Origin of the sequence: Pseudarthrobacter sp. P1, assembly GCF_050156935.1 — a bacterium.
In the GTDB taxonomy this organism is placed as follows: domain Bacteria; phylum Actinomycetota; class Actinomycetes; order Actinomycetales; family Micrococcaceae; genus Specibacter.
Genome location: NZ_CP189584.1, coordinates 783262 through 804394 on the forward strand (window position 1 = coordinate 783262; position 21133 = coordinate 804394).

The window sequence follows — 21133 nt, forward strand, 5'->3', positions numbered from 1 at the left end:
ACCTCGCTGCGCTCGGCCAGGGACCTGCGGGCGTGGCCCCTCGCTCGACCAGCGACAGGCCGCGGTCGGTCCTAGGTGCCGCGCACCATGGAGAGCAGGCGCGCGAAGATGGCCTCGCCGTCGTCGGTGATCCCGTCGTGGTGGAACTCGTCGGTCTCCCAGACCTGCAGCCCGGCCACCGCCGCCGCCGTCTCCAGGGACAGGTCGCGGTCCACGTAGATGTCGTCGCTGTACACGGCGGCCGCCACCGGCACGGTGTTCCGGGCCAGCCTGCCGACGTCGTACAGGGCCGGCCACCCGGTCCGGGCGGCCAGCAGCTCCGCCACCTCCTTGAGCGGGCGCAGCGCCGGATCCTGGTCGAAGTACCAGGGGTAGACCATCTCGCCCGTGAGCAACGGCTCGGGGGCGTCCGGGGCAAAGTCCGGGTTCTCGGCCAGCATCCGCCAGGCGGACCACGCGGTGGCCCCGTCCTGGGCGTAGATGGACTCGTGCAGGACCGCGTAGAGCGGGTTGGCGGCCCGGCTGACCTGGCCGGCCACCTGCTCCAGGAAGGCGTCCGAGAGCCGCTCACCGGCCGGGGTGGGCTCGAAGGCGTCCTCCAGCAAATAGTGCAGCCCATCCACCCGGGTGTTGCCGCCCAGGAAGTTGCCCACCATCTGGAAGCGCTCGGGGGTCAGTCGTTCCCCGGTGGGCAGCCGCTCGTCTACGCCGCGCAGGTGCTCGATGATGCGCGTGACGATCGCACGGTCCTGCGGATACCAGCCAAAGTACTCGGCGTTGCGCGCCCGGACCCGGCCAAAGGTGCCGCGGTAGACGCGGTCCGCGCTGCCCGACAGCGGAGCGAGACCGCCGGTGACCAGCACCTCGCGCAGGCCCTCCGGTGCCTGCGACAGATAGGTCAGGGCACAGAAACCGCCAAAGCTCTGCCCGTAGATGCTCCACGGGCCGCCGGCCAGTTCGCGGCGCAGTGCCTCGGCGTCGGCCACGATGGCATCGGCGCGGAAGCGGGAGAGGTATTCGGCCTGCGCGGCGGCGTCCCCGCGGAGCGCCAGCGACTGCCGGGACGCCGGGGTGGACAATCCGGTGCCGCGCTGGTCCAGCATCAGCACCCGGAAGCTGGCCGTGGCTTCCTTGAGCCAGCCGCCGAGGGCCAACGGCCGGATGCCGCGCCCGCCCGGTCCGCCCTGCAGGTACAGCAGCCAGGGCAGTTCCGCGGAGGCGGGGATGGCGGCGTCGGCAATCTCGCGGGCAAAGACGGTGATCTGTTCGCCGCCGGGGGCGGCAGGGTCCAGAGGCACCTGGATCCGGTGGTCGCGCAGGCGCATGCCGCGCAGTTCATAGGACGCGGAGGACGAGAGCGCCATCAGAGGGCCGGGGTCTCGTCGCCGGTGGCACCGAAGCGGCCCAGCGCCTCGCCGTCCAGACGGAACGTGGACCAGCCGTCCATCGGGCCCGCGCCCAGGCTCCGGTAGAAGTTGATGGAAGGCTCGTTCCAGTCAAGCACGCTCCACTCCACCCGGGCATAGCCGCGCTCCACCGCAATCTCGGCCAGGGACCGCAGCAGGGCCTTGCCGTAGCCGCCGCCGCGTGCCTCCGGGCGGACGTAGAGGTCCTCCAGGTAGATCCCGTGGGTGCCCTCCCAGGTGGAGTAGTTCAGGAACCAGAGCGCGTAGCCCACGATGTCCGGCCCATCGCCGTCGCCCTCCACCACATGGGCAAAGACCTGCGGGCTGTCCCCGAAAAGGCTGCGGGTGAGCATGTCCTCGGTGTTTTTGACCGCGTCCGGTTCTTTTTCGTAGATGGCAAGATCATGGATCATCGCCAGGATGTGGGGGACGTCGGAGGGCACGGCGGTGCGGACAAGACTCATGGGTCGAGCCTATCGAAAACCGGCGCCCGGGCTGAATCCCGGGCACCGGTGCCGTGCCGGTGCCGCTCCGTGGCCCGCTGCGGCTAGAGCCTGCTGAAACCGGCCAGCCGGACGACGGCGGCGCCGGCCTCGTCGGAGGCCTCCAGGTCCACCGTGGCGGTGATGGCCCAGTCGTGGTTCCCGGCGGGATCGTCGATAATCTGGCGGACGGTCCACTCGGTGGGGCCGGTGGTGATCTGCAGCAGCGCAGGCCCGCGGGCGGACGGGCCGTCGTTGATGAACTCGTGCTCGTCCCAGTAGTCGTCCAGGGCGTCGCCCCAACGCTTGGCATCCCAGCCGGCGTCGGCGTCGAGCTCGCCCAGGCCATCGATGTCGTCGTCGGCGGCCAGCTCCACGCGGCGGAAGAGCTCGTTGCGGACCATCACGCGGAAGGCGCGCTCGTTGCCCGTCAGGCGCGGCGGGGCGGGCGGGGTGATCTCGGCCTCCGGGGCATGGAGGGTGCCGCCGTTGGCGAGCTCCTCCCACTCGTCCAGCAGGGAGGAATCCACCTGGCGGACCAGCTCGCCCAGCCAGGCGATGATGTCCGCCAGGTCCTCGACCAGGGCATCCTGGGGGACCGTCTGGCTCAGCGCCTTGTAGGCGTCGGCCAGGTAGCGCAGCACGATGCCCTCGGAGCGGGCCAGCGAGTAGAACTGGACAAACTCGCCGAAGTTCATCGCGCGCTCGTACATGTCCCGCACGATCGACTTGGGGCTGAGCTCGAAGTCGCCCACCCACGGGGCTGCCTTGCGGTAGACCTCAAAGGCCTCAAAGAGCATCCCGGCCAGCGGCTGGGCGTAGGTGACCTCGTCCAGGGCGGCCATCCGCGCGTCGTACTCCATCCCCTCGGCCTTCATCGCGGCCACTGCCTCGGTGCGGGCGCGCTTGAGCTGGGCGGAGAGGATCTGCCGCGGCTTCTCCAGCGTGGATTCGATGACCGAGACGGTGTCCAGGGCATAGCTGGGGGACTCGGGATCGAGCAGATCCTGGGCCGCCAGCGCAAAGGGGGAGAGCGGCTGGTTGAGCGCAAAGTTCATCTGCAGGTGCACCGTGAGCCGGACCGTGCGGCCGTCCTCGGTGCGCTCCTCCTCGGGAATGCGCTCCACGATGCCGGCACCCAACAGTTCGCGGTAGATGCCCAGCGATTTGCGCATCAGCCGAAGCTGGGCCGGGCGGGACTCGTGGTTGGCGGTGAGCAGCCGGCGGGCGGCATGGAAGGGATCGCCCGGACGCTCCAGCAGGTTCAGCAGCATGGCGTGCGTGATGGTGAAGCTGGACGTCAGCGGCTCGGGCACGGACTCGCCCAGCCGCTTGAAGGTGGGCTCGCCCCAGCTGACAAAGCCCTCCGGCGGCTTCTTCTTCACCACCTGGCGCAGCTTCTTGGCGTCGTCGCCGAACTTTGCCTGGGCCTTGGCCATCGCCTTGGCATTCTCCACCACGTGCTCGGGGGCCTGGACCACCACCGTGCCGGCGGTGTCGTACCCGGCCCGGCCCGCGCGGCCGGCAATCTGCTGGAACTCGCGCACCTGCAGCACGCGCGTGCGCACGCCGTCGTACTTGCTCAGGGCGGTCAGCAGCACGGTGCGGATGGGCACGTTGATGCCCACGCCCAGCGTGTCCGTGCCGCAGATGACCTTCAGCAGCCCGGCTTGGGCCAGCTGCTCCACCAGGCGGCGGTACTTGGGCAGCATGCCGGCGTGGTGCACGCCGATGCCGTGCCGCACGAGGCGGTTGAGCGTCTTGCCGAAGCCGGCGGAGAAGCGGAAGCCGGCAATGAGCTCGCCGATCTTGTCCTTCTCCTCGCGGGTGCAGACATTGATGCTCATCAGGTTCTGGGCCCGGTCGATGGCCTCGGCCTGGCTGAAGTGCACCACGTAGACGGGCACCTGCTTGGTGGCCAGGAGCTCCTCGAGCTGCTCGTGGACGCCGGTCTGGACGTAGTAGTAGTGCAGCGGGATGGGGCGCTCGGCGTTGGCGACGGTGGTGGTGACGCGGTTGGTCAGCGTCGTGAGGTCCTTCTCAAAGCTGCTCACGTCCCCCAGGGTGGCGCTCATCAGCAGGAACTGCGACTGCGGCAGCTCCAGCAGCGGCACCTGCCAGGCCCAGCCGCGCTGCGGGTCCGAGTAGTAGTGGAACTCGTCCATGATGACGACGCCGACGTCGGCCGCCTCACCCTCGCGCAGCGCGATGTTCGCCAGGATCTCCGCGGTGCAGCAGATGATCGGGGCGTCCTGGTTGACGGCGGAATCGCCGGTGATCATGCCCACGTTCGAGGCGCCGAAGATGTCGCACAGGGCGAAGAACTTCTCCGAGACCAGGGCCTTGATCGGCGCGGTGTAGTAGCTGGTGGCGCCGTGGGCCATGGCGTTGAAGTGCGCAACGATGGCCACCAGCGACTTTCCCGAGCCGGTGGGCGTGGAGAGGATCACGTTGTTGCCCTCCACCAGCTCCATCGCGGCCTCTTCCTGGGCCGGGTAGAGCTCGATGCCGCGGGAGTCCGTCCATTCCATGAACGCGTCAAAGACGGTGTCGGGATCCGGTGTTCCGGCGGTACGAGGGGGGAGCTGATCGGCAAGATTCATGATGAATCAAGCCTACTGGCCTTTTGGCTGTGGCAGGATAACGCCATGGACAGCCAACGTGTGATCTGGGATCCGGCCAAGTACGTTGAATTCGGCAGCTACCGCGACCGGCCCTTCTTTGATCTGACCGGCCGGATCAAAGCGCCGGCGCCACGCCGCGTGGTGGACCTGGGCTGCGGGCCCGGGACGCTGACGGCGGCCCTCGCGCGGCGCTGGCCCGATGCCCAGGTGGTGGGTGTGGACAGCTCGGCGGAGATGGTCGACGCGGCCAATTCCATCGCCGGCAAGCCCGCCAACCTGTCCTTTGAACATGCCGACATCGCCGCCTGGATGCCGGAGCCCGGCACGGATGTGGTGGTCTCCAATGCGGCCCTGCAATGGGTGCCGGGCCACCAGGACCTAATGAGGCACTGGCTGGCGGCACTGGAGCCGGGGGCCTGGCTGGCTGTCCAGGTGCCGGGGAACTTCGATTCGCCCTCGCACGTGCTGATGCGCCAGCTCGCCGAGTCGGCCCGCTGGTCCACGGCGCTGGCGGGCGTGCTGCGGCACGAGGACGCCGTGTGGGACGCCGGCCAGTACCAGCAGCTGCTGCTGCACGCGGGTTGCGAGACAGACGTCTGGGAGAGCACCTTCTACCAGCTGCTGGCGGGGGCGCGGCCCGTGCTGGAGTGGGTGCGCGGCACGGCGCTGCGGCCGGTGATGGCCGCCCTGGACACCGCGGAGGGCGAGGCCTTCGAGGAGGAGTACGCCCGGGCACTGGATGCGGCCTATCCGCCCGGCCCGGACGGCACCATCTTCCCGTTCCGGCGCATCTTTATGGTGGGGCGCAAGCACTAGCCCGGTGCCCGGCCGGTGGGGCGTGCCGGCCAGGCCGCTAACACTTGTTTAGTGATTGCAATAATATTTACATTAGTAAAGAAACTTCACTGGTCTACACTTTGGTTATGCCCAAGAAACTCACCCAAGACCAAGAAGCCTTGGCATCCTACGTCTGGATGCTGGCCCGCCACCGGAATGCGCTGGCGCGCCAGCTTGCCGACGTCGAGCAATTCGAACGGGACGCCGTTGCCGCCGCCGCCCAGTTCGGTGTCAAACAGGCGTTGCTGGCGACGTTGACCGGCAGAAGCGCCGGCCGCATCTCCCAGATCACCAGCGCCACGCCGGCGGATTTCGAGGCCGCACCCCAGAAGACCCGGGAGCAGTGGCGCCAGGCCCTGGACAACCCGGCGGCCCACCTCGAACGCTATTCAGGCATCGGCAAGACGGTCGAAGAGCTCGATGACTGGAATGCCAAGCACCGGTTGATCCACGGCGGAGACTGACGCGCAGTCCCGCGGCAACGGGCTACCAGCCGCGGGCGCGCCATTCGGCCAGGTGCGGCCGCTCGGCGCCCAGTGTGGTGCCGGCGCCGTGGCCGGGGTGGACGATGGTATTGTCCGGCAGCTCGCCAAACACCCGCTCGACGACGTCGTTGTACAGCTGGGTGAACCGTTTGGGATCCTTCTCGGTGTTGCCCACGCCGCCGGGGAACAGCGAGTCTCCGGTGAAGAGGTGGGCCGGGCCGCCCGGAGCCCGGTAGAGCAGCGCCACCGAGCCGGGCGTGTGGCCGCGCAGTTCGATCGCCTCCAGCTCAAAGTCGTCGAAAGTGCCAATGTCGCCGTCGTCCAGGGGCACATCCGTGGGCACGTCGATGGCGGCCGCATCCGCGGTTCCGGCCGCCGTCCGCGCGCCGGTGGCGGCGACGACGTCGGCCAGCGCCCGCACGTGGTCCCAATGCGAGTGGGTGGTCACCACCAGGGTCAGCCCGGGCACAACCCCTGCTGCCGTGGCTGCCGGGTACAGGTCCTTCGCGCCGTCGGCCAGCAGGGCCGCAATGGCCGGCGCATCGTCGGCGGCATCGATGAGCACCTGGATGCCTGTCCGCCGGGAGGTGAGGAGGTAGACGTTGTTGTCCATGGCGCTGACGCTGATGCGCCGGATGGCCACTGGGCCCGAGGTGAGAAGTTCGCTGTCCATGCGGGCAAGTCTATGACCCCCGTTCGCCCACAGGAAAAGGTCCTGACATTTTCAGGCTGCGGGGAGTAGGTTGGCACTGATTGTGCAAGTGGGCCCAGCCGGCCCAGTTCAAATAAGCATGCGGGCCGCGGCCGGGTCCGTTGGAGGACCTGTGCTGCTGAAACTCATCTCCCGGAACCTGGCGCCACACAAGGTGCCCCTGGTGCTTATCGTCGTCCTGCAGCTGCTGTCCACGGTGGCCACGCTGTACCTGCCCACGCTGAACGCCGACATCATCGACGACGGCGTGGTCAAGGGCGACACCGGCACCATCTTCTCCCTGGGCGGCTGGATGCTGGCCATCACCGCCGGCCAGGTGCTGTGCGCCGTCGCCGCGACCTTCCTCAGCGCCCGCTTGGCGATGCAGGTGGGCCGGCAGATCCGTGCCGAGCTCTTCGCCACGGTGGAGACCTTCTCCGCGCAGGAGGTGGGCACCTTCGGGGCGCCGTCGCTGATCACCCGCACCACCAACGACGTCCAGCAGGTGCAGATGCTGACGCTGACGAGCTTCACCATGATGGTGATGGCCCCCATCATGTGCGTCGGCGGCATTGCGCTGGCGCTGGCCCAGGACGTGCCGCTCTCGGCGCTGCTGCTGGTGGTGCTGCCGCTGCTGGTGGTGGCCATCGCGCTGATCGTGCGCAAGCTGGTCCCCACCTTCCGCAAGGGCCAGAAGCAGCTGGACAAGATCAACTCCGTGCTGCGCGAGCAGATCATGGGCATCAGCGTGATCCGGGCCTTCGTCCGCCGCGACTTTGAGGCGGAACGCTTCGATGCGGCCAACGCGGACCTGACCGCCACCCAGCTGCGGGCCGGCCGGCTGCTCTCGCTGATGTTCCCCACCATCTTCCTGCTGGTCAACGCCACCAGCGTGGGCGTGCTCTGGTTCGGCGGCCAGCGGATCGACGCCGGCGACATGCAGATCGGTTCACTCACCGCCTTCCTGAGCTACATCATGCAGATCCTGATGTCGGTGATGATGGCGATGTTCATGTTCATGATGATTCCGCGCGCGGCCGTCAGCGCCGAGCGCATCCAGGCCGTGCTGGACACCGTGCCCAGCGTGCAGGACGCCCCGGATGCCACCCACGTGGACGCGCTCGGCGGCACGCTCGAATTCTCCGGTGTCTCCTTCAGCTACCCGGGCGCCGAGGCGCCGGTGGTTTCCGGACTCAGTTTTGCCGCCCGGCCGGGGACGACAACGGCGATCATCGGCTCCACCGGCAGCGGCAAGACCACGCTGCTCAACCTCATTCCCCGGCTGCTGGACCGCTCCGAGGGCAGGATCGAGGTGGACGGCCACGACGCCGCCTCGCTCTCGCTGGCGTCGCTGCGTTCCGCCGTCGGGCTGGTGCCGCAGAAGGCCTACCTGTTCTCTGGCACCGTGGCCACCAACCTGCGGATGGGCAATCCCGACGCCACCGACGCCGAGTTGTGGCGGGCCCTGGAGATAGCCCAGGCCGCGGATTTCGTCCGGGACATGCCGGCGGGGCTGGATGCGCACATCGACCAGGGCGGCAGCAACGTTTCCGGCGGCCAGCGCCAGCGCCTGTGCATTGCCCGGGCGGTGGTGAGCGCCCCGTCCATCTACCTCTTTGACGACAGCTTCTCCGCACTGGACTTCGCCACCGATGCCCGGCTGCGCGCCGCGCTCAAACCCGTGACCCGGGATGCGACGGTGCTGGTGGTGGCCCAGCGGGTGAGCACCATCATGCACGCGGACAACATCCTGGTGCTGGACGAGGGCAAGCTGGTGGGCCAGGGCACGCACGGCACCCTGATGGAGGGCTGCGAAACCTACCGCGAGATCGTCACCTCGCAGATGACCGATGAAGACCAGGAGTACGCGGCATGAGCATGATGGGACGGGGCGGACCCCCGCAGCAAAAGGCCATGGCGTTCGGACCCAGCGTGAAGCGCATCCTGCGCATGATGGCGCCGGACCGGCTCCGGATGATCTGGGTGGTGGTGCTCGCGGCGGTGTCGGTGGGCCTGTCCGTGCTGGCCCCGAAGATCCTGGGGCACGCCACCGACATCATCTTCAACGGCGTCGTCGGCCAGATGCTGGCCGGCAAGTTCCCGCCCGGCACCACCAAGGAGGCGGCCGTGGCCGCGCTGCGCGCCGCCGGGCAGGGCCAGATCGCCGACATGCTCAGCGGCATGGACGCGGTGCCCGGCCAGGGGCTGGACCTCACGGCGCTGGGCCAGGTGCTGGCGGTGGTGCTGGGGCTGTACGTCGTGGCCTTCTTCTTCAACTGGGCCCAGGGCTACATCACCGCCGGCATCGTCCAGCGGGCCATGTACAAGCTGCGCCGGGCGATCGAGGAGAAACTGGACCGGCTGCCCATGGGGCACTTCCAGGAACAGTCCCGCGGCGATGTGCTCTCCAAGGTCACCAATGACATCGACAACTTTGCCCAGACCCTGAACCAGACGCTGACCCAGCTGCTGGTCTCCTCGCTGACGGTCATCGGCGTGCTGGCCATGATGTTCTCCATCTCCCCGATGCTGGGCGCCATCGCCCTGGCCACGGTGCCGCTGCTGGCGGTCATCACTGTGGTGATCGCGAAGCGGTCCCGGGTGCAGTTCATGCTGCAGTGGAAGACCACCGGCGAGCTCAACGGGCATGTCGAGGAGATGTTCACCGGGCACGAGATTGTCAAGGCCTTTGGCCAGCAGCGGGCGGCCATCGAGAAGTTCAACGTCTCCAATGACGCGCTCTACACCTCCAGCGCCAAGGCCCAGTTCATCTCCGGCATCATCATGCCCAGCATGAACTTCATCGCCAACCTCAACTACGTCATCGTGGCGGTGGTGGGCGGCCTGCAGGTGGCCTCGGGCCTGCTCACCATCGGGTCGGTGCAGGCGTTCATCCAGTACTCGCGCCAGTTCAGCCAGCCGCTGGCCCAGATCGGCGGCATGGTCAACCTGCTGCAGTCCGGCGTCGCCTCCGCCGAGCGCGTCTTTGAACTGCTCGACGGCGAGGAGCAGCCGCCGGACCGCCAGCCGGCCGCGGTGCTGGGCCGCACCGTGGGGCGGGTGGTCTTCGAGGACGTCTCGTTCAGCTACAAGGCCGACGAGCCGCTGATCCAGAACCTGTCGCTGGCGGCCGAACCGGGGGAGACGGTGGCCATCGTGGGCCCCACCGGCGCCGGCAAGACCACACTGGTGAACCTGCTGATGCGCTTCTACGACATCGATTCCGGCAAGATCACCATCGACGGCGTGGACACCGCCGTGATGACGCGCGACGACGTGCGCCGGCGCTTTGGCATGGTGCTCCAGGATGCCTGGCTGTTTGGCGGAACCATCCGCGAGAACCTGGCCTACGGCCGCCTGGACGCCACGGAGGCGGAGATCGTGGCCGCCGCCGAGGCGACGCACGTGGACCACTTTGTCCGCGCCCTGCCCGAGGGCTATGACACGGTGCTGGGGGACGACGGCGGCGGGCTGAGCCAGGGGCAGCGCCAGCTGATGACCATCGCCCGGGCCTGGGTGGCCGAACCCGGCATCCTGATCCTGGACGAGGCCACCAGTTCGGTGGACACCCGCACCGAGGTGCTGATCCGCCAGGCGATGAACAGGCTGCGCGAGTCGCGCACCAGTTTTGTGATTGCCCACCGACTCTCCACCATCCGCGACGCGGACCTGATCCTGGTCATGGACCACGGCCGCATCGTGGAACAGGGCACGCACGATGCACTGCTGGCGGCCGGCGGCTTCTACCATGATCTGTACATGTCCCAATTTGGCGACCCCATGGTGGAAGAGCAGGCAACTGTATGAATCCGACGACGGCGGAACAAGTGATCCTGAAGTCCTGGCGGCCCGATGCGGCCTCCATGGTGCCCGTGTTTGAACAGCTCAAGCTGCGGATCACCGATCTGGCGTCCTCGGGCAAGCTGGTGGTGGGCGCCAAGCTGCCCTCCGTGCGCGCGCTGGCGGCGCAGCTGGGCCTGGCCGTGAACACCGTGGCCAAGGCGTACAAGGAACTTGAGGCGGCCGGGATTGTCAGCACCCAGGGCCGCGCCGGCACGGTGGTGGCGGCCTCCGGGGATGCCATGGCCGCGGCCGTCGCCGCCGCGGCCAGCGAGTTCGCCGCCGTCGTGCTCCGGCACGGCGTTCCCCTCTCCAAGGCCCTGGACATGGTCCGCGCCGCCGTCGAACGGGCCGCCCAGCGCTAGCGTGCCGCGCACCACAAACCACTGACATTCGAACGAACTTTCGATTACCATAGAAGGCGTGTCCATCGTTGCCGACCCGTCTCCTGCAAGGGAAATAATGCCCCAGTCTTCCGTGTCCAAACCGGATCTTTCCCGCTTGATAGTCAAGGGTGCCCGCGAGCACAACCTGCGCAATGTGGACCTGGACCTGCCGCGGGACGCCATGATCGTCTTCACCGGCCTGTCCGGCTCCGGCAAGTCCTCGCTGGCCTTTGACACCATCTTTGCCGAGGGCCAGCGCCGCTATGTGGAATCGCTCTCCGCCTATGCCCGCCAGTTCCTGGGCCAGGTCGACAAGCCGGACGTGGACTTCATCGAGGGTCTGTCCCCGGCGGTGTCGATCGACCAGAAATCCACCTCCAAGAACCCGCGCTCCACGGTGGGCACCATCACGGAGATCTACGACTACATGCGCCTGCTCTGGGCACGCGTGGGCCGTCCGCACTGCCCCGTCTGCGGGGAGCCCGTCACCCGGCAGACGCCGCAGCAGATCGTGGACCAGCTGCTGGAAATGGCCGAGGGCACCCGCTTCCAGGTGCTGGCCCCGGTGGTGCGTGCGCGCAAGGGCGAGTTCGTGGACCTGTTCAAGGAGCTCAGCGCCAAGGGCTACTCCCGCGCCAAGGTCGACGGCGAGCAGATCCAGCTCTCCGATCCGCCCCTGCTGAAAAAGCAGGTCAAGCACACCATCGAGGTGGTGGTGGACCGCCTGGTGGTCAAGGAGGGCATCCAGCAGCGCCTCACCGATTCCGTGGAAACCGCGCTGGTGCTGGCCGAGGGCCGGGTCCTGGCCGAGCTGGTGGATCTGGACGCCGACGACGCCGGGCGCATCCGCTCCTTCTCGGAGAACCTCGCCTGCCCCAACGAGCACCCGCTGGCCATCGATGAGATCGAGCCGCGCTCCTTCTCCTTCAACAACCCCTTCGGCGCCTGCCAGGCCTGCTCGGGCATCGGCACCAAGCTGGAGGTGGACGAGGAACTGGTGGTCCCCAACCCCGGGCTCTCGCTGGCCGAGGGGGCCATCGCCCCGTGGTCGCTGGGCACCGCCACCACCGAATACTGGAACCGGCTGCTGGATGGCCTGGCCGATGAGCTCGGCTTCTCGCTGGCGGATCCCTGGGCCAAGCTCTCGGCCGAGTCGCGCCAGGCGATCCTGTACGGCAAGGACCACAAGGTGGTGGTCCAGTACAAGAACCGCTTTGGCCGCGAACGCAAGTACAGCACCGGCTTTGAGGGTGCCGTGCAGTACATCCAGCGCAAGCACGTGGAGACGGAGTCCGACACCGCCCGCGACAGGTACGAAGAGTACATGCGCCAGATCCCGTGCCCGGCCTGCGGCGGCGCCCGGCTGAACCCGGCCTCGCTGTCGGTGCTGATCAACGACAAATCCATTGCCCAGGTCTCCGCACTGCCCATGCGCGACTGCTTCGACTTCCTCTCCACCCTGGTGCTCACCGGGCGCGAGGCGCAGATCGCCAGCCAGGTGCTCAAGGAGATCCAGGCCCGGCTGAAGTTCCTGCTGGACGTGGGGCTGGAATACCTGAACCTGGAGCGGGCCTCCGCCACGCTCTCCGGCGGCGAGGCCCAGCGCATCCGCCTGGCCACCCAGATCGGCTCCGGCCTGGTGGGTGTACTGTACGTGCTGGACGAGCCCTCGATCGGGCTGCACCAGCGCGACAACCGCCGGCTGATCGGGACCCTGACCCGGCTGCGCGACCTCGGCAACACGCTCATTGTGGTGGAGCACGACGAGGACACCATCCAGGAGGCGGACTGGATCGTGGACATCGGACCGGGCGCGGGGGAGCACGGCGGCATGGTGGTGCACTCCGGCTCGTACAAGGACCTGCTCGCCAACCGGGCCTCGCTCACCGGCGACTACCTCTCCGGCCGCAAGCAGATTGCCATCCCGGCCAAGCGGCGCAAGTACGACAAGAAGCGCCAGCTCACGGTGGTGGGCGCGAAGGAAAACAACCTGCGCAACGTGGACGCCACGTTCCCGCTGGGCCTGTTCACCGCCGTCACGGGCGTGAGCGGCTCCGGCAAGTCCACGCTGGTCAACGAAATCCTGTACAAGGTGCTGGCCAACAAGCTCAACGGCGCCCGCCAGGTGGCCGGGCGGCATCTGCGGGTGGACGGCCTGGAGCACCTGGACAAGGTGGTCCACGTCGACCAGAGCCCCATCGGGCGCACGCCGCGCTCCAACCCGGCCACCTACACCGGCGTCTTTGACAACATCCGCAAGCTCTTTGCCGAGACCAACGAGGCCAAGGTCCGCGGCTACCAGCCCGGCCGGTTCTCCTTCAATGTCAAGGGCGGGCGCTGCGAGGCCTGCTCGGGCGACGGCACGCTGAAGATCGAGATGAACTTCCTGCCGGACGTCTATGTCCCCTGCGAGGTCTGCCATGGCGCCCGCTACAACCGGGAGACGCTGGAGGTGCACTACAAGGGCAAGTCCATCGCCGACGTGCTCAACATGCCCATCGAGGAGGGCGCGGAGTTCTTCGCCGCCTTCACCCCCATCGCCCGGCACCTGCGCACCCTGGTCGACGTCGGCCTGGGCTACGTCCGCCTGGGCCAGGCCTCTACGACGCTCTCCGGCGGCGAGGCCCAGCGCGTGAAGCTCGCCGCGGAGTTGCAGAAGCGCTCCAACGGCCGGAGCGTTTATGTGCTGGACGAGCCCACCACGGGCCTGCACTTCGAGGACATCCGCAAGCTGCTGCTGGTCCTGCAGGGGCTGGTGGACAAGGGCAACACGGTGATCGTCATCGAGCACAACCTGGATGTGATCAAGAGCGCCGACTGGCTGGTGGACCTGGGTCCCGACGGCGGCTCGGGCGGCGGCCAGATCATTGCCTTCGGCACGCCGGAGATGGTGGCCAAGTCCCCGGACAGCTACACCGCCGTGTTCCTCCGCGAGGTGCTCGAAGCAGCGGCCGCCGGCTGATCCCCACCCGCCCCCTAACCTCGCTTCGCTCGGTTAGGGAACCCTGCGGGCGTGGGCCCACCAGTCGCTCCCGCGGTTCCCAGTATGCCGCAAGGGGCATGCTTGTCCGGGGTGCGGTGCAGATTGTGGGAAACTGAGCGGGTGAATAATGCTGCCCCCGCCGTCCTCTTCGACCTGGACGGCACCCTTGTCGATCCGGCCGGGGGCATCACCGGCGGCGTCTCCCATGCCCTCTCCGTCCTCGGCCTGCCCGTCCCGCCCGCGGACGTGCTCGCCTCCATGGTCGGCCCCAAGCTCTCCGATTCCCTCGCCGCGCTCACCGAGGCGCAGGAGCACCAGATCCCGGAACTGATCGCCATCTACCGGCAGTGGTATGCAGAGCACGGCATTGCCATGTCCCGGGTCTACCCCGGGATGGCGGAACTGCTGGCCGGACTGCAGAGCGCGTCGGTGCCGCTGGCCGTGGCCACCCAGAAGCCGCAGACGCTGGCCCGCACGGTGCTGGCCCACCACGGTCTGGACGGGTTCTTTGGCACCATTGCCGGTTCGCCCGACGACGAGACGCTGCGGCCCGGCGATGCCGGCTACCGCAGCGGCAAGGCGGAAATCATCGCCGCGGCCCTGGCCGGCCTGGGGCTGGAGCGCCCCGGTGCCGCGCCGGCCGTCATGGTGGGCGACAGGTCCCATGACGTCCACGGAGCCGCGGCCAACCAGCTGGGCTGCATCGGTGTCGCCTGGGGCTTCGCCGCCCCCGGCGAGCTCGAGGCGGCCGGCGCCACCGCCGTCGTCCATTCCGCGCCCGAACTGCTGGCGCAGCTTTCCCTTCCTGTCCCGTTGAAGGAGACCGCGCATGGCACTCTATGACCTCACCCGCAGCCTGACCCGCGGCACCATCTTCGGACTCTGCAGGCCCACCCTCGAAGGCCTGGAGAATGTCCCCGCCGACGGGCCGTTCATCGTGGCGCCGAACCACCGCTCCTTCCTGGACAGCGTCATTGTCCAGGCCCTGATGCCGCGCCCGGTGTCCTTCTTTGCCAAGGCGGAGTACTTCACCACCAAGGGCCTCAAGGGCAAGCTCATGAAGACCTTCTTCGAGTCGGTGAAGTCCATTCCGGTCGAGCGCGGGGAGCAGGCCGCCAGCGTCCAGGCCCTCAAGACCCTGCTGGACATCCTGGCCAAGAACGAGGGCATCGGCATCTACCCGGAGGGCACCCGATCCCGCGACGGGCTGCTCTACCGCGGCCGCACCGGAGTGGGCTGGCTGGCCCTGACCACCGGGGCCCCGGTGCTGCCGGTGGGCCTGATCGGCACCGAGAAGCTGCAGCCGGCCGACAAGAACGGCATCCGCCCGCAGCACTTCACCATGAAGATCGGTGCCCCCCTGTACTTCGACAAAACCGGCCCGGACCATTCGCTGCCGGCCCGCCGCGCTGTCACCGACACCATCATGGACGCCATTGCCCAGCTCTCCGGCCAGGAGCGCGCCGGCAGCTACAACCAGAGCCCCTCGCTGGACTGACGGGCGGCCGGGCAGCACGGCCCCGCTGTGGCCGGCCTCCTTGCCCGCCGGCACCCCGTGCCAGTGGCAGAATGGGATCGTGGCAGACCCAGCAAGCTACCGGCCGCAGCCGGGCGAAATTCCAACCGATCCCGGCGTCTACAGGTTCCGGGACCCGCACGGCCGTGTCATCTACGTGGGCAAGGCCAAGAACCTCCGGCAGCGCCTGAACTCCTACTTTGCCAATCCGGCCACGCTGCTGCCCAAGACCTATGCCATGGTGCACGCCGCCGCCAGCGTCCAGTGGACCATCGTGGGCAGCGAGCTGGAGGCGCTGCAGCTGGAATACACCTGGATCAAGGAATTCACGCCGCGCTACAACCTGGCCTTCCGCGACGACAAGACGTACCCGTACCTGGCGGTGTCCATGTCGGAAAAGTTCCCCCGCGTCCAGGTGATGCGCGGCGAACGGCGCAAGGGCACCCGCTACTTCGGCCCCTACACCGCCGGCGCCATCCGCGAGACGGTGGACACCCTGCTACGCGTCTTCCCGGTGCGCACCTGCAGCCCCGGCGTGCTCAAGCGCGCCCAGGCGAGCGGGCGCCCCTGCCTGCTCGGCTACATCGACAAATGCGCCGCGCCCTGTGTGGGCCGGGTGACTGAGGAGGAGCACCGGGCCCTGGCGGAGGAGTTCTGCGATTTCATGGGCGGGGAGGCCAAGCGCTTCATCACCAAGCTGGAGAAGCAGATGGCCGGGGCCGTGGCGGAGCTGGACTACGAGAACGCCGCCAGGTACCGGGACGACATCAGCGCCTTGAAAAAGGTCTTTGAGCGCAATGCCGTGGTGCTGGCCGAGGACACCAATGCCGACATCTTTGCCGTGCACCAGGACGATCTCGAGGCCGCCGTGCAGGTGTTCCATGTCCGGGCCGGCCGGATCCGCGGCCAGCGCGGCTGGGTGGTGGAAAAGGTGGAGGACTCCACCCAGGAGGAGCTGGTGGAGCATCTGCTGCAGCAGGTGTACGGGGACAAGGAGCGCGAGCAGGACGACATTCCCCCGCAGATCCTGGTGCCCGACCGCCCGGCCAACGCCGAGCAGCTGGCCGAATGGCTGGGCGGGCTCCGCGGGGCCAAGGTGGCCATCAAGGTGCCCCAGCGCGGGGACAAGGCAGCCCTGATGGAGACGGTGCGCGCCAATGCCGAGCAGTCCATGAAGCTGCACAAGTCCCGCCGGGCCGGGGACATCACCGCCCGGTCGCTGGCCCTTCGCGAGCTCCAGGAGGCCCTGGACCTGCCGCTGCCGCTGCTGCGGATCGAATGCTATGACATCTCCCACGTCCAGGGGACCAATGTCGTCGCCTCGATGGTGGTGGTGGAGGATGGCATCGCGAAAAAGAGCGAATACCGCAAGTTCGCCATCACCGGCGACGCCGCCGTCGACGACACGGCCTCCATGTACGACGTCATCAGCCGGCGCTTTCGGCACTACCTCGCCGAGCAGGCGGCCAAGCCCGCGGCCGCCTCCGGCGCCATCGAAGCCGCCGTGGAAGGGGCCGAGGCGCCCCGGGCCAAGTTCGCCTACCCGCCCAACCTCGTCGTCGTCGACGGCGGCCCGCCGCAGGTGGCCGCCGCCTCGCGGGCGCTGGCGGACTTGGGCATCGTGGACATGCCGGTAGTGGGCCTGGCCAAGCGGCTCGAGGAGGTCTGGCTGCCCGAGGACGATTTCCCGGTGATCCTGCCGCGCACCTCCCAGGGCCTGTACCTGCTCCAGCGCATCCGCGACGAGGCCCACCGCTTCGCCATCACCTTCCACCGGCAAAAGCGCGGAAAATCCATGACGGAGTCAGCCTTGGATGCCGTCCCCGGACTCGGCACGGCCAAGAGCCGCGCCCTGCTGGAGAATTTCGGCTCGGTCAAGAAGCTCAGGGGCGCTACACCGGAAGAGCTCGCCTCGGTGAAGGGCATCGGCCCCGTGCTGGCGGCCGCCGTCCATGCCGCGCTGCACCCGCCGGACGGGGCCGGACCGGGGCCGGCCATCAACACCGCCACCGGCGAGATCCTCGATTCTTAGCTCTGTGCCCAATAACAGCTAGGCTGGAGGAGGTATTGGAAGGCAGCACGCAAGCTATGGATGGGATGCGTTGATGACGGAGCAGGACAAGGCGCCGGCCGGCGGCACCGGGGAGAACAGCGGGACGGAATTGACTGCGGTCAAGCCCGTGGAATCGGAGCTATTGGTGGTGACCGGCATGTCCGGCGCGGGCCGCAGCACGGCCGCCAACGCCCTGGAGGACCACGGCTGGTACGTGGTGGAGAACCTTCCCCCGCAAATGCTCGGCACGCTGGCCGATCTGGTCTCCCGCATGCCGGAGGCCCTGCCCAAGCTGGCAGTCGTCGTCGACGTCCGCGGCAAGGCGCTCTTTGCCGACATCCGCGACTCGCTCAACGCCCTCTCCGCCAGCGGCGTCACCTTCCGGGTGCTGTTCCTGGACGCCAACGACGAGACACTGGTGCGCCGTTTTGAGCAGGGCCGGCGCCCGCACCCGCTGCAGGGCAACGGCCGAATCCTGGACGGCATTGCCGCCGAGCGCGCGCTGCTGGCGGAAATGAAGGAACAGTCCGAGATGGTGCTGGACACGTCCATCCTGAACGTGCACGAGCTCGGCTCCGCCGTCACGGAGCTCTTCACCGAGTCCGGCCCGGTGGTGCTGCGCCTGAACGTGATGAGCTTCGGCTTCAAGTACGGGCTGCCCGTGGACGCCAACTACGTGGCCGACGTCAGGTTCATCCCCAACCCGCACTGGGTGCCGCAGCTGCGCCCGCACACCGGGCTCGACGCCGATGTCAGCGACTTCGTGCTCAAGCACAACAACGCCGCGGACTTTGTGGACCGCTACGTGCACGCCCTGGAGCCCGTGCTGGACGGCTACCGCCGCGAAAACAAGCACTACGCCACCATTGCCGTCGGCTGCACCGGCGGCAAGCACCGCTCCGTGGCCGTGGCCGTGGAACTGGCCAAGCGGCTCAGCGAGCTGCCGCGGGTCACCGTGAGCACCCGCCACCGCGATCTGGGCCGGGAGTAGCCGCGTTGTACACCGGCATTCTGCCCCAGGTCCCGCTGCACAGCCGGACCTCTGCGGGCTCCGACCTGCGTGTGACAGCACTGGGCGGCGGGCACGGGCTGGCGGCCTCGCTGTCGGCGCTGCGGCTGATCACCTCCGAGCTCACCGCCGTGGTGACGGTGGCCGACGACGGCGGCTCCTCCGGGCGCCTGCGCGAGGAACTGGGCGTCCTGCCGCCGGGGGACCTGCGGATGGCCCTGGCCGCTTTGTGCGACGACACCGACTGGGGCCGCACCTGGCGCGATGTCATGCAGCACCGCTTCACCTCCAAGGGTGGGGCGGGCGGCTCGCTGGACAACCACGCGATGGGCAACCTGCTCATTGTCACGCTCTGGGAGCTGCTCGGCGATACGGTGGCCGGGCTGCAGTGGGCTGGCGCCCTGCTGGGCGCCCGAGGCACGGTGCTGCCGATGGCCAGCGTCCCGCTCACGATCGAGGGCCAGGTGCGCCAGCACAACGCAGCGGGGGAGGACACCCGCCGCACCATCCGCGGCCAGGCCACACTGGCGCTGCAGGGAACGGTGGAGAACGTGCACCTGCTGCCGCCCGACGCCCCGGCCTGTCCCGAGGCCCTGGCCGCGGTGGCCGAGGCCGATTGGGTGGTCCTGGGTCCGGGCTCCTGGTACACCTCCGTGCTGCCGCACCTTTTGCTGCCGCAGCTGCGCACGGCACTGAGCACCACCAAGGCCAAACGCTGCCTCACGATGAACCTTGACCTCAACGACAAGGAAACCACCGGCATGAGCGCCGCGGACCACCTGCGGGTGATTTCGCGCTATGCGCCGGAGTTCGGCGTCGATGTGGTGCTGGCGGATCCGAGCAGCATCACCGACGTCGCGCAGTTCCGCGAGGCAGCTGCGATGATCGGCGCCGAGGTGGTTTTGGGTACAGTTGGTGGGTCCGGTGGGACCGCAGTGCATGATCCGCTGCGGCTGGCCGCGGCATATCGGGACATCTTTGGGGACAACTAGCGCACGGAGAGCGAGGATCGCATCATGGCACTGACTGCCGCGGTCAAAGAGGAACTATCCAGGCTGGACATCAAGAAGTCCTCCGTGCGCAAGGCCGAGGTTTCCTCCATGCTGCGTTTTGCCGGGGGACTGCACATCATTTCCGGCCGCATCGTCATTGAGGCCGAGGTGGACCTGGCCTCAACCGCCCGCCGGCTGCGTGCCGCCATCGCCGAGATCTACGGGCACCAGAGCGAGATCATTGTGGTCTCCGGCGGCGGCCTGCGGCGCGGCAACCGCTATGTGGTCCGCGTGGTCCGCGAGGGCGAGGCGCTGGCCCGCCAGACCGGGCTGCTCGACGCGCGCGGCCGCCCCGTGCGCGGGCTGCCCTCCGTGGTGGTCAACGGCTCGGCATCCGACGCCGAGGCCGTCTGGCGCGGTGCCTTCCTGGCCCACGGATCGCTCACCGAACCCGGCCGCTCCTCCGCGCTGGAGGTCACCTGCCCCGGACCGGAGGCCGCGCTGGCGCTGGTGGGGGCCGCGCGCCGGCTGGACATTTCCGCCAAGGCGCGCGAGGTGCGCGGCGTGGACCGCGTGGTCATCCGCGATGGGGACACCATTGCCGCACTGCTGACCCGGATGGGCGCCCACGAGGCCCTGCTGGTCTGGGAGGAGCGCCGGATGCGCAAGGAGGTCCGCGCCACCGCCAACCGGTTGGCAAACTTCGACGACGCCAACCTGCGCCGCTCGGCCCAGGCCGCCGTCGCCGCCGGCGCCCGGGTGGACCGGGCCCTGGAGATCCTCGGCGACGACGTCCCCGACCACCTCAAGTACGCCGGCCAGCTGCGCGTGGCGCACAAGCAGGCCAGCCTGGACGAGCTGGGCCGGCTGGCCGATCCGCCCATGACCAAGGACGCCATTGCCGGGCGCATCCGCCGGCTGCTGGCGATGGCGGACAAGCGGGCCATGGATTTGGGAATTCCGTCCACCGAATCCAGCGTGACGCTGGAGATGCTCGAAGAATAAAGCCGCACCACAAAGGCCTAGTATGAAAGAGTTGAAATAACCCCGGGCCATCCCGGGTTGGGTGAATTGTTGAACAAATGATTTGCCATGGAAAAAGAACAGCTACGGAGGAACCGTGACCGAGTACACACTTCCCGAATTGCCCTACGACTATGCGGCGCTGGAGCCCAACATCTCCGCCCGCATCATGGAGCTGCACCACAGCAAGCACCATGCGGCGTACGTGGCCGGTGCCAACAACGCCCTGGCCCAGCTGGCCGAGGCGCGCGACAAGGGCGATTTCGCCAACATCAACCGCCTCTCGAAGGACCTTGCCTTCCACACCGGCGGCCACATCAACCACTCGGTCTTCTGGAACAACCTCTCCCCGGACGGCGGCGACAAGCCCGTGGGCGAGCTGGCCGCGGCCATCGATGACGCCTTTGGCTCCTTCGACGCCTTCCGCGCGCAGTTCACCGCGGCGGCCCTGGGCCTGCAGGGCTCCGGCTGGGCCTTCCTGGCCTACGAGCCCATCGGCGGAAACCTGCTCATCGAGCAGCTCTACGACCAGCAGGGCAACGTGGCCGTGGGCACCACCCCGCTGCTGATGCTGGACATGTGGGAGCACGCCTTCTACCTGGACTACGTCAACGTCAAGGCCGACTACGTCAAGGCCTTCTGGAACATCGTCAACTGGGCCGATGTTGCCCAGCGCTTCGACGGCGCACGCACCAACGCTACGGGCCTCATCATCCTCTAGCAGTTCCGGGCAAGTGCCCAATATGTGGACGTCCGCCCCGACATTTGCCGGGGCGGACTACGCTAAACGTAAGATAGATCACGGG

Annotated in this window: 17 protein-coding genes; 13 read left to right on the forward strand and 4 right to left on the reverse strand. The window is 68.3% G+C overall.

What is annotated here, in order from left to right; translation table 11 throughout:
- Positions 1 to 71: 71 nt before the first annotated feature.
- The 3 genes from ACQCSX_RS03560 to ACQCSX_RS03570 all read right to left on the reverse strand — a co-directional run bounded on the left by ACQCSX_RS03560 (position 72) and on the right by ACQCSX_RS03570 (position 4491).
- Complete coding sequence (locus ACQCSX_RS03560; protein WP_427017704.1) at positions 72 to 1364, reverse strand: alpha/beta fold hydrolase; 1293 nt, start codon at positions 1362 to 1364, stop codon at positions 72 to 74.
- Entirely contained in the window at positions 1364 to 1870 is a 507-nt protein-coding gene (locus tag ACQCSX_RS03565; RefSeq protein ID WP_427017705.1) for an N-acetyltransferase family protein, read from the reverse strand. The genes ACQCSX_RS03560 and ACQCSX_RS03565 overlap by 1 nt, the downstream gene beginning before the upstream one ends.
- 83 nt (positions 1871 to 1953) lie before the next feature.
- Entirely contained in the window at positions 1954 to 4491 is a 2538-nt protein-coding gene (locus ACQCSX_RS03570; RefSeq protein ID WP_427017706.1) for a DEAD/DEAH box helicase, read from the reverse strand.
- 45 nt (positions 4492 to 4536) lie between these two features.
- Here ACQCSX_RS03570 and ACQCSX_RS03575 point away from each other — a divergent pair, with 45 nt between their 5' ends.
- Together ACQCSX_RS03575 and ACQCSX_RS03580 are read left to right on the forward strand one after the other, a co-directional pair.
- Entirely contained in the window at positions 4537 to 5328 is a 792-nt protein-coding gene (locus ACQCSX_RS03575; protein WP_427017707.1) for a trans-aconitate 2-methyltransferase, read from the forward strand.
- A gap of 107 nt (positions 5329 to 5435) precedes the next feature.
- Positions 5436 to 5813, forward strand: coding sequence for a hypothetical protein (locus tag ACQCSX_RS03580; protein WP_427017708.1), 378 nt, complete (start codon positions 5436 to 5438; stop codon positions 5811 to 5813).
- A 22-nt stretch (positions 5814 to 5835) separates the two neighbouring features.
- On the opposite strand, the gene ACQCSX_RS03585 is transcribed toward ACQCSX_RS03580, so the two are convergent.
- Positions 5836 to 6507 (reverse strand): MBL fold metallo-hydrolase, encoded by a 672-nt coding sequence (locus ACQCSX_RS03585; RefSeq protein WP_427017709.1) that lies wholly within the window; start codon positions 6505 to 6507, stop codon positions 5836 to 5838.
- A 151-nt stretch (positions 6508 to 6658) separates the two neighbouring features.
- On the opposite strand from ACQCSX_RS03585, the gene ACQCSX_RS03590 reads away from it, so the two are divergent.
- The 11 genes from ACQCSX_RS03590 (at position 6659) to ACQCSX_RS03640 (ending at position 21048) form a co-directional block, all read left to right on the forward strand.
- Entirely contained in the window at positions 6659 to 8401 is a 1743-nt protein-coding gene (locus tag ACQCSX_RS03590) for an ABC transporter ATP-binding protein (protein WP_427017710.1), read from the forward strand.
- Complete coding sequence (locus ACQCSX_RS03595; protein ID WP_427017711.1) at positions 8398 to 10332, forward strand: ABC transporter ATP-binding protein; 1935 nt, start codon at positions 8398 to 8400, stop codon at positions 10330 to 10332. The genes ACQCSX_RS03590 and ACQCSX_RS03595 overlap by 4 nt, the downstream gene beginning before the upstream one ends.
- Positions 10329 to 10730 carry a GntR family transcriptional regulator gene (locus tag ACQCSX_RS03600; RefSeq protein ID WP_427017712.1) on the forward strand — a complete coding sequence of 134 codons (402 nt, stop codon included), beginning with the start codon at positions 10329 to 10331 and terminating at the stop codon, positions 10728 to 10730. The genes ACQCSX_RS03595 and ACQCSX_RS03600 overlap by 4 nt, the downstream gene beginning before the upstream one ends.
- 97 nt (positions 10731 to 10827) lie before the next feature.
- Complete coding sequence (uvrA, locus tag ACQCSX_RS03605; protein ID WP_427017713.1) at positions 10828 to 13713, forward strand: excinuclease ABC subunit UvrA; 2886 nt, start codon at positions 10828 to 10830, stop codon at positions 13711 to 13713.
- Between the two features lie 141 nt (positions 13714 to 13854).
- Entirely contained in the window at positions 13855 to 14577 is a 723-nt protein-coding gene (locus ACQCSX_RS03610; protein WP_427017714.1) for an HAD hydrolase-like protein, read from the forward strand.
- Positions 14564 to 15232 carry a lysophospholipid acyltransferase family protein gene (locus ACQCSX_RS03615; RefSeq protein WP_427017715.1) on the forward strand — a complete coding sequence of 223 codons (669 nt, stop codon included), beginning with the start codon at positions 14564 to 14566 and terminating at the stop codon, positions 15230 to 15232. Before ACQCSX_RS03610 ends, ACQCSX_RS03615 begins: the two co-directional genes overlap by 14 nt.
- A 79-nt stretch (positions 15233 to 15311) precedes the next feature.
- Positions 15312 to 17282, forward strand: a complete 1971-nt coding sequence (gene uvrC / locus ACQCSX_RS03620) for an excinuclease ABC subunit UvrC (protein ID WP_427017716.1) — start codon at positions 15312 to 15314, stop codon at positions 17280 to 17282.
- Between the two features lie 73 nt (positions 17283 to 17355).
- Positions 17356 to 18294, forward strand: coding sequence for an RNase adapter RapZ (rapZ, locus tag ACQCSX_RS03625; RefSeq protein WP_427017717.1), 939 nt, complete (start codon positions 17356 to 17358; stop codon positions 18292 to 18294).
- Positions 18295 to 18299: 5 nt separating this feature from the next.
- Positions 18300 to 19304, forward strand: coding sequence for a gluconeogenesis factor YvcK family protein (locus tag ACQCSX_RS03630; protein ID WP_427017718.1), 1005 nt, complete (start codon positions 18300 to 18302; stop codon positions 19302 to 19304).
- A 24-nt stretch (positions 19305 to 19328) separates the two neighbouring features.
- Complete coding sequence (whiA, locus tag ACQCSX_RS03635) at positions 19329 to 20309, forward strand: DNA-binding protein WhiA (protein ID WP_427017719.1); 981 nt, start codon at positions 19329 to 19331, stop codon at positions 20307 to 20309.
- Positions 20310 to 20424: 115 nt separating this feature from the next.
- Positions 20425 to 21048: a superoxide dismutase gene (locus ACQCSX_RS03640; RefSeq protein ID WP_427017720.1), complete on the forward strand. Its 624-nt coding sequence runs from the start codon at positions 20425 to 20427 to the stop codon at positions 21046 to 21048.
- Positions 21049 to 21133: the final 85 nt, after the last annotated feature.

Coding starts and splice junctions, on each gene's coding strand:
- rapZ (WP_427017717.1), top strand. CDS start 17,356: ATGACGGAGCAGGACAAGGCGCCGGCCGGCGGCACCGGGGAGAACAGC.
- ACQCSX_RS03600 (WP_427017712.1), top strand. CDS start 10,329: ATGAATCCGACGACGGCGGAACAAGTGATCCTGAAGTCCTGGCGGCCC.
- ACQCSX_RS03565 (WP_427017705.1), bottom strand. CDS start 1,870: ATGAGTCTTGTCCGCACCGCCGTGCCCTCCGACGTCCCCCACATCCTG.
- ACQCSX_RS03615 (WP_427017715.1), top strand. CDS start 14,564: ATGGCACTCTATGACCTCACCCGCAGCCTGACCCGCGGCACCATCTTC.
- ACQCSX_RS03575 (WP_427017707.1), top strand. CDS start 4,537: ATGGACAGCCAACGTGTGATCTGGGATCCGGCCAAGTACGTTGAATTC.
- whiA (WP_427017719.1), top strand. CDS start 19,329: ATGGCACTGACTGCCGCGGTCAAAGAGGAACTATCCAGGCTGGACATC.
- uvrA (WP_427017713.1), top strand. CDS start 10,828: ATGCCCCAGTCTTCCGTGTCCAAACCGGATCTTTCCCGCTTGATAGTC.
- ACQCSX_RS03585 (WP_427017709.1), bottom strand. CDS start 6,507: ATGGACAGCGAACTTCTCACCTCGGGCCCAGTGGCCATCCGGCGCATC.
- ACQCSX_RS03560 (WP_427017704.1), bottom strand. CDS start 1,364: ATGGCGCTCTCGTCCTCCGCGTCCTATGAACTGCGCGGCATGCGCCTG.
- ACQCSX_RS03595 (WP_427017711.1), top strand. CDS start 8,398: ATGAGCATGATGGGACGGGGCGGACCCCCGCAGCAAAAGGCCATGGCG.
- ACQCSX_RS03570 (WP_427017706.1), bottom strand. CDS start 4,491: ATGAATCTTGCCGATCAGCTCCCCCCTCGTACCGCCGGAACACCGGAT.
- ACQCSX_RS03580 (WP_427017708.1), top strand. CDS start 5,436: ATGCCCAAGAAACTCACCCAAGACCAAGAAGCCTTGGCATCCTACGTC.